The organism is Gordonia sp. (in: high G+C Gram-positive bacteria), from assembly GCF_049299075.1.
Lineage (GTDB): Bacteria > Actinomycetota > Actinomycetes > Mycobacteriales > Mycobacteriaceae > Gordonia.
This window is the reverse complement of record NZ_JBAQWU010000243.1, coordinates 1-7,542: the sequence shown is the minus strand read 5'-3', so window position 1 is coordinate 7,542 and position 7,542 is coordinate 1. Positions and strand designations below refer to the sequence as shown.

Annotated in this window: 7 protein-coding genes and 1 pseudogene; 5 read left to right on the top strand and 3 right to left on the bottom strand. The window is 66.7% G+C overall.

The window, feature by feature from the left end; genetic code table 11:
* Nucleotides 1–184 (bottom strand): annotated as a pseudogene (locus tag WAW85_RS07625) (hypothetical protein); the annotation flags it as partial.
* 33 nt (nt 185–217) lie between these two features.
* Here WAW85_RS07625 and WAW85_RS07620 point away from each other — a divergent pair.
* The 3 genes from WAW85_RS07620 to WAW85_RS07610 all read left to right on the top strand — a co-directional run bounded on the left by WAW85_RS07620 (nt 218) and on the right by WAW85_RS07610 (nt 2,116).
* A complete protein-coding gene (locus WAW85_RS07620) occupies nt 218–856 on the top strand; it encodes a DUF3515 domain-containing protein (protein ID WP_422559023.1) in 639 nt (212 codons plus the stop codon).
* A 64-nt stretch (nt 857–920) separates the two neighbouring features.
* On the top strand, nt 921–1,442 hold the full coding sequence (locus WAW85_RS07615) for a gamma carbonic anhydrase family protein (RefSeq protein WP_422559022.1): 522 nt from the start codon (nt 921–923) through the stop codon (nt 1,440–1,442).
* The gene (locus WAW85_RS07610; RefSeq protein WP_422559024.1) at nt 1,439–2,116 is read left to right on the top strand and encodes a uracil-DNA glycosylase; all 678 of its coding nucleotides are present in this window, start codon (nt 1,439–1,441) and stop codon (nt 2,114–2,116) included. Before WAW85_RS07615 ends, WAW85_RS07610 begins: the two co-directional genes overlap by 4 nt.
* A gap of 60 nt (nt 2,117–2,176) precedes the next feature.
* On the opposite strand, the gene WAW85_RS07605 is transcribed toward WAW85_RS07610, so the two are convergent.
* Together WAW85_RS07605 and rpmB are read right to left on the bottom strand one after the other, a co-directional pair.
* Entirely contained in the window at nt 2,177–2,965 is a 789-nt protein-coding gene (locus tag WAW85_RS07605; protein ID WP_422559021.1) for an enoyl-CoA hydratase/isomerase family protein, read from the bottom strand.
* A 140-nt stretch (nt 2,966–3,105) separates the two neighbouring features.
* Entirely contained in the window at nt 3,106–3,297 is a 192-nt protein-coding gene (gene rpmB, locus WAW85_RS07600) for a 50S ribosomal protein L28 (protein WP_422559020.1), read from the bottom strand.
* 175 nt (nt 3,298–3,472) lie between these two features.
* Between rpmB and WAW85_RS07595 the strand changes: the two genes are divergently transcribed.
* Nucleotides 3,473–5,149, top strand: a complete 1,677-nt coding sequence (locus WAW85_RS07595) for a DAK2 domain-containing protein (protein WP_422559019.1) — start codon at nt 3,473–3,475, stop codon at nt 5,147–5,149.
* Between the two features lie 3 nt (nt 5,150–5,152).
* On the top strand, nt 5,153–7,375 hold the full coding sequence (locus tag WAW85_RS07590) for an ATP-dependent DNA helicase RecG (RefSeq protein WP_422559018.1): 2,223 nt from the start codon (nt 5,153–5,155) through the stop codon (nt 7,373–7,375).
* Nucleotides 7,376–7,542: the final 167 nt, after the last annotated feature.

Here is a 7,542-nt window from a genome sequence, read left to right as displayed (position 1 = left end):
TCACGACGGCGCCGCCGCCGGTCAGGACTGCAGCGTCGTCTCCGGAGCCGATCACGACGTCGTCGACGGCCTGATCGCCGGAGTTCTCCGCACGTCGGGCGGCCGCCGCGAACAGCGCGATCAGCGCCCGCTCGCCGACCTCGCCCACGGTGGTGCCGCGGTCGGGAGCCGTCGCCTTGTGCACGGCGCCGATGCTACGCCTCGCTACAGTCGTCTCATGACCGAGAGTGAACCGGCGCCCGACAGCGAGCCAGACGACACGCCAACCGAGCGGCCGGACGTCAACCAGGCGGCGGAGGTGGACCAGGTGGACCAGGCGGACCAGGCGGTGACGGCTACCGCGGACTACCGGTTATCGCCGGGCCTGATTGCCACGCTGGTAGCGATCCCGACGATGGCGATCATCGGCTTCATCGCATTTGCTGCGCTCAAGACCGCCGAAGCAGCGAAGATTCCGATCGACAGTTACGCGACGTCGACCGAAGCCGCCGACAAGTGTGGTCCGCTGATCGCCGCACTGCCCGATACTTTCGACGGTTTCGGCGGCAAACAAGTTGACGGCAACACGGTGCGGTGGGAACCGACCCGCGGTGAGGATTCTGCCGACCCGGTGGTTTTCCGGTGCGGGGTGGCGCGGCCCGATCGCCTGGCGCCGACCAGTGCGCTTCAGGTGATCAACGCGGCGCAGTGGTTCCAGACCGAGTCCATCGAGGGGCGCGGTCAGGCGTGGGTGCTGGTGGATCGTCGTCCGTACGTGGCGATGTGGGTGCCGACGGGGGCAGGCAACGCCCCGCTCACCCAAGTCTCGAACCTGTCTGACGATCTGGCACCGATGCCGCTGGACTTCGGGAACTGAGCCTGGCGGGGAAACCTGACCTAATGGTCGGCGGGGTGTTTGCCCGATGCGGTTAGATCGAGCCATGGCTGTCTATGCACTCGGTGATCGCGAACCCGCTCTCGGAAAGGATGTGTATATCCATCCGGATGCGACGGTGATCGGGGATGTGACCCTCGGCGACGGCGTGTCGGTATGGCCTGGCGCGGTGCTGCGTGGCGACTACGGGACCATCACCGTAGGTGCCCGGACCAACATTCAGGACGGCACCATCGTCCACTGCACGTTCAAGGATCCGACGGTGATCGGCGCGGGCTGCGTCGTCGGGCACAACGCGCACATCGAAGGCGCCGACATCGGCGACGACTGCCTCATCGCCTCCGGTTCGGTGGTGCTCAACGGCTCGGTGATCGGGCCGGGCAGCGTGGTGGGCGCCGGTGCGGTGGTCCCGTACAACACCAAGGTCCCGGCGCGCTCGATGGCGGTCGGCGTCCCGGCCAAGGTGCGCGAGGGTGTCGAAGTGCCCGAAGGTCACCTCATCGGCAACGTCGAACTGTATTTCCAGAACGCCCAGTATTACGCCCGCGACCTACGCCGACTCGACTGACGTTGAAGCCGCTGGCCGACGTGATCGATCCTGGCTGGGCGCGCGCGCTCGCACCGGTGGAGGAGCAGATCGCCGCGATGGGCGAGTTCTTGCGCGCCGAGAACGCCGCCGGGCGCGACTACCTGCCGGCTGGGGCCAACGTGCTGCGGGCCTTCACCCGCCCGTTCGACGATGTGCGGGTGCTGATCGTCGGACAGGATCCGTACCCGACGCCCGGGCACGCCGTCGGGCTGAGCTTTTCGGTGGCGCCCGAGGTGCGGCCGCTGCCGAGAAGCCTGAACAACATCTACAAGGAGTACGTCGAGGACCTGGGCTTCCCGCCGCCGGTCAGCGGCGATCTCTCGCCGTGGGCGAACCAAGGGGTGCTCTTGCTCAACCGGGTGCTCACGGTGGAGTCAGGTAACGCAGGCAGCCACCGGAACAAGGGGTGGGAAGCGGTGACTGAGTGTGCCATCACCGCGCTCGCCGAACGCGACGAGCCGCTTGTGGCGATCCTGTGGGGCAACGATGCGCGCAAGGCCGCCCAGTGGCTGCCCGGCGTTCCGACGATCGAATCGGTGCACCCGTCGCCGCTGTCGGCGAGTCGGGGTTTTTTCGGTTCGCGGCCGTTCAGTCGGGCCAATGCCGAACTCGAAGACCTCGGTGGCGAACCGATTGATTGGCGCCTGCCCTAGCGGAAATGCTTCCCTGCCGGGGGCAACCCGTCGGCGGCAGCCGGGTCAGCGGCGGGCGCGTCAGTGGCGGGCGCCCGGGAAGTTCGGGGTGCGCTTGGCGAGGAAAGCGTCCACACCCTCGACGCCCTCGCCGGTGATGGCCAGATCGGCAATCGATTCGGCTTCGGCGCGCAGTTGCTCGTCGAAGGAGTTCGACCACGACCCCATCAGTAGGCGACGGATGGCGGCGTAGGAACCGGCCGGTCCGGCCGCCAACTCCGCTGCGAGCTCGCGGGCGCGGGCGTGCACCGAGGCGTCGTCGACCAGTTCGCTGAGCAGCGAATCGGCCAGCGCAGTCGGCGCGTCGAGCACTTCATCGCGCATCAGGATGGTGCGGGCCCGGGCCAGGCCGACGATGCGCGGCAGCAGCCACGACATGCCGCCGTCGGGGGAGAGGCCGATCCCCGGGTAGGCCGGACGCATGCGAGTCGAGGTACCGCCGACAGCGAAGTCGGCGTTGAGTACCAGGGACATTCCGGCGCCCGCTGCCCATCCGGTGACGGCGGCGACCACCGGTCGCTGGGTGGCGTGTAGTGCCGACAGGAAGGTGTTGAGGTCGTGTGCGAGGCCGCGAAGATAGGCGCGGCGGTCAGCGGCGGCACCGAACCCGGCGACATTCCCGCCGGCACAGAAGTTCTTGCCCTGGCCGGTCAGGAGTATCGCGTGGGCTGGCGTGCGCCCGCGCATCACCTCGTGCAGGGCTTCGGTGCCGACGATGATCGACTCGTGGTCGAGGGGATTGCCCGCGCTGTCCCGGGAGACCGAGATTTCCAGGACGCCGTCGTCGTGCAGGATGGTGGTTTCGCTCATGGGTTCAGCGTAGGCGTCGCCCGATGGCCGGGCCATCCCGCCTGTCATGGCATGACGCAGTGAAGGTTGCGGACGCCAAACTGCCGCCCCGCGTGAACGCGGGGCGGCGGTTTGGTTAAGTGCTGCGGTGAGCTGTTGGCTCAGACCGACGTGGTCTTGCCGGCCTTGAGGCACGAGGTGCACACGTTCTTGCGCGCCCGGTTGCCCGGGGCCACCTCGACGCGCACCGACTGGATGTTCGGGTTCCAGCGACGGTTGGTGCGGCGGTGCGAGTGCGAAACCGACTTGCCGAAGCCGGGGCCCTTGCCGCAAATGTCACAAACGGCAGCCATATCGAACTCCCTTGGTTGAATAATGATCAGTGGTACTCGCCTACCGGACGCATGATGCGCCTGGAGAAGGCAACCCGACAAGATTAACCGCCGGGCACTCTCGTGAGCAAATCGGGCCGAGCCCGGGTTGTGCGGCCACCGGAGTCGGCGGCCACGTAATCTCATAGGCGCGACGATGTTGGGCGACGAAGGGCCGGAGGAGAACGTGCAGCGCACCGCGGGCAGAGTCCCGGTCAGTCCCGGGTTGATCCGAGATTGGGCGCACGCGTGCGCCGAGGGCCTCGAAGCCCAGCGTACGGAAATCAATGACCTCAACGTCTTCCCGATCCCGGACGCCGACACCGGCAGCAATATGGCATTCACCATGGCCGGAGCCGCCGCGACGCTCGATGACCTCGACTACGGCACGGCCGACGTCGCCTCAGTGATGCGCGCGCTGGCCGATGGTGCGGTGGTCAGTGCCCGCGGCAACTCCGGGATCATCTTGTCGCAGATCTTGATGGGTCTGGCCGATGCCGCGGACCTGGCGCGCGCAGAGAATGATCCGAGCTTCAACCGGCTGACCGCCAACGGTCTGCGCCTGGCATCGCTGGCGGCCCGCCGGGCGGTCAGTATTCCGCGGGAAGGCACCGTGCTGACCGTGCTGCAGGTGGCCGCGGACACCGCTGCCCGCGAGATCGAAGGTTCACCCGCCGATCTCGTTCGCGCCGTCGCCGACGAGGCGGCGGTGGCGCTGGAGAACACCACCGAGCAGATGATCGAGTTGGCCAATGCGGGCGTGGTCGATGCGGGTGCACGCGGACTTCTGGTGCTGCTTGATTCGCTGGTACTGGTAGTGACCGGGCTGGCGAATCGTCGTCGCGCGTATCGCGGGTCGATGGGCGACAACGGCCACCGGGACAGCGAATGCTCCGGCTCCGGCGACACTGATTTCGAAGTGATGTACCTGCTGGTCGCCGACGGCACCCGCATTGGCGGATTACGCGATGAACTGGGCGAGCTCGGCGATTCGGTCGTGATTGTCGGGGACAGTTCGTCCGAGCGGGAACAGTTCTCGGTGCATGTGCACACCGATCTGCCTGGCGCCGCGGTGGAGGCCGGTGTGCGGATCGGCGAGGTGCGCGACATCCGGATCAGCTGCTTCCTACTTGATGAGGCGCGCAACGCACCGGGGGCCAACGAGCCGCCGCCGCGACATAAGCGCGCGGTGCTCGTCCTGGCCAAAGGCGAGGCTGCGGCAGCCCTGTTTGCCGAGGCGGGCGCGGTCGCGGTGCGCGCGGATAACGGTGTGGATCCGGCCGCCGTGGCCGAGGCGATCCGGGCGGCCGACAGCGCGCACACCATCGTCATGGGCAACGGCATGCTCGCCTCTGCCGACCTAGTGTCGGTGGGCGCGCAGGTTCGGTCGGCCAAACGGACCCTGGTCTTTCTGCCGACCGGATCGATGGTGCAGTGCCTGGCGGCCCTGGCCGTGCACGATCCGGGCGAGTCACCCGACGTCGACGCCTTCGCCATGGCCGAAGCTGCGGGCGCGACCCGCTGGGGTTCGGTGCGCAGTGCCGACGGGATGATGATGACCCTGGCCGGCACCTGCCAGGTGGGCGACATCCTGGGGCTCATCGGGTCCAATGTGCTGGTCATCAAGCAGCGTCAGGTCGAAGCCGCGACAGCACTGATCGACCTGATGCTGGCGATGGGCGGCGAATTGGTCACCATCTTGGCTGGCGCGGACCTGGACGAGGCGGCGTGCGCGGCCATCACCGAGCACGTCTCCTACGAGTACCCGGGTATGGAGCTGGCGATCTACGACGGCGGGCAGCCGGGGCAGTTGCTGCAGATCGGTGTCGAGTAGCGCATGGCCCTGGATCTGACCACCGAGCTCACCGCGAGCGCGCTGGACCAGAAGCTGGTCGGCAAGCTGGCCGATCTGGAGTTGGTGACCGTCGGGGAGTTGCTCCGCTACGTACCGCGCCGTTATCTCGCGCGCGGCGACACCGCCGACGCGGAGGCGCCCGAGGCTGGGAGCTGGATTAACGTCGTCGGCCATGTGACCAAGACCGACATGATCCCGATGAAGCGTAAGCCGGGCAGCTTCCTGAAGGTGACGGTGAACGACGGTCGGCGTACTTACGAGGTCAGCTTCTTCAATGCGCGGTGGATGAAGAAGCGTTTGCTGCCCGGAACGCGGATCGCGTTGGCCGGCACCGTGAAGTACTACCGCGAGCAGATTCAGCTGAGCCATCCGGAATGGTTGATCCTGCCCGATGCGTTCGATGATTCGGTGGTGGGCACCTCAATGCTCACCGAAATGTACTCCGAGCAGGCGCAGGCCGATCCCGATCATGTGGCGTCGGCGGAGGACATGGACCACTTCTCGCGGGACATCGTGCCGATGTATCCGGCGACAAAGGATGTGCAGACGTGGGAGATCTGGCGGGCGATCCGGCGCGTGCTCGCCGATCTTGGGCCCACGAGCGACGTCCTGACTCCGGAGCAGCGCGCCGAGCGTGGCCTCATGGCGAGCGATGACGCGATTCGCAAAATTCACCTGCCTGACACTCAGGACGACATCGGTTCGGCGACGCGGCGGTTGAAGTTCGACGAGGCGCTCGCGGTGCAAACAGCGTTGGCGCAGAACAGGATCGCGGCGGGAACTGAGTCGGCGCACGCCTGCCCGCCTGTGCCCGATGGTCTGGAGAGTCGGCTACTGGCGAAGCTCCCGTTCCAATTGACCGGCGGGCAGCAGGAGGTACTTGGCGAGATCGGGCACGATATTGGCGAGCGGCACCCGATGAACCGGCTCCTGCAGGGCGAAGTCGGTTCCGGTAAGACACTCGTATCGCTGCTGGCGATGCTCCGCATCGTCGATGGCGGACACCAGTGCGCGATCCTCGCGCCGACGGAAGTCCTTGCCGCACAGCACTATCGGACGGTCATGACGATGCTGGGTGATCTGGCTCTGGCCGGGCAACTCGGTGCGGCCGACGGCGCCACGCAGGTTGCGCTGCTCACCGGCTCACAGAAGACCGCTGAGCGCAGGCAGAACCTGCTTGACATCGTCACCGGGCAGGCCGGCATAGTGATCGGCACCCATGCACTTCTCGAAGACAACGTGGAGTTCTTTGACCTCGGGATGGTAGTTGTCGACGAGCAGCACAGATTTGGCGTGGAGCAGCGAGATGTGTTGCGCGCCAAAGGCAGAGTGAATCGTCCGCACTTTCTGGTGATGACGGCGACGCCGATCCCGCGCACCGTCGCGATGATCACTTTCGGCGATCTGGAAACCTCCACGCTCCGTGAACTGCCGCGGGGCCGACAGCCGATCGCCACCAACGTGGTGCCGATGCAGAAGAAGCAGTGGGTCACGCGCGTATGGGAACGCGCGGCCGAGGAAGTGCAGCAGGGTCGTCAGGTCTACGTGGTGTGTACGCGGATCGGCGACGAAAAATCCAATGCAGAGTCGGCGGAGATCTCCGTCCTCGACCAGTGGCAGCAGTTGAGCACCTCCGGTCCGCTCGCCGCCCACACCGTCGACTATCTGCACGGCCGGATGCCCGCAGATGAGAAGAATGAGGTGATGGACCGGTTTACCCGCGGCGAATTGGACGTCCTGGTCGCCACGACGGTCATCGAGGTCGGCGTCGACGTGCCCAACGCGACGATGATGGCGATCGTCAACGCCGAACGGTTCGGCGTGAGCCAACTGCACCAGCTCCGCGGGCGGGTGGGTCGCGGTCGGCATGCGGGCCTTTGTCTGCTGTTGACGGCGGCCCACGAGGGGACCGGTGCCCGGAACCGGCTGGACGCGGTGGCTCGGTCGACTGACGGCTTCGAACTGGCGCGGGTTGATCTGGAAGCGCGCCGCGAAGGCGATGTCCTCGGCTCGCTGCAGTCCGGCGGCAAATCGTCGTTGCACTTCCTTTCCCTGCTCGACGACGCCGACGTCATCGAAGATGCCCGCGCGCTGGCCACCGAGATCGTGCTGGAAGATCTCCCCCTGGCAGATCATCCGGCCCTCGCTGCGCTCGTCGACGCGATCCTTCTACCTTCGAAGCTCGGCTACCTCGAGAAGTCGTGACTCAGCAGCTCGCCGGGTGAGCTGGCAGCTGCTGTTCGTGTTTCTGGGTTGACCGGGCTGTGTCGTCCCGCTTGCCTCCTTCAGTACGGGCTGCGCCACTCACGACACGCTGGTTGAGCCGGGCCGAGGCGCTTGCCGAGGGTCGTGTCGAAACCACCCGCGAACGA

What these genes read in the sequence shown, in the direction of transcription:
- WAW85_RS07620 (WP_422559023.1), top strand. Translation starts at nt 218, where the DNA reads ATGACCGAGAGTGAACCGGCGCCCGACAGCGAGCCAGACGACACGCCA.
- WAW85_RS07615 (WP_422559022.1), top strand. Translation starts at nt 921, where the DNA reads ATGGCTGTCTATGCACTCGGTGATCGCGAACCCGCTCTCGGAAAGGAT.
- WAW85_RS07605 (WP_422559021.1), bottom strand. Translation starts at nt 2,965, where the DNA reads ATGAGCGAAACCACCATCCTGCACGACGACGGCGTCCTGGAAATCTCG.
- rpmB (WP_422559020.1), bottom strand. Translation starts at nt 3,297, where the DNA reads ATGGCTGCCGTTTGTGACATTTGCGGCAAGGGCCCCGGCTTCGGCAAG.
- WAW85_RS07595 (WP_422559019.1), top strand. Translation starts at nt 3,473, where the DNA reads ATGTTGGGCGACGAAGGGCCGGAGGAGAACGTGCAGCGCACCGCGGGC.
- WAW85_RS07590 (WP_422559018.1), top strand. Translation starts at nt 5,153, where the DNA reads ATGGCCCTGGATCTGACCACCGAGCTCACCGCGAGCGCGCTGGACCAG.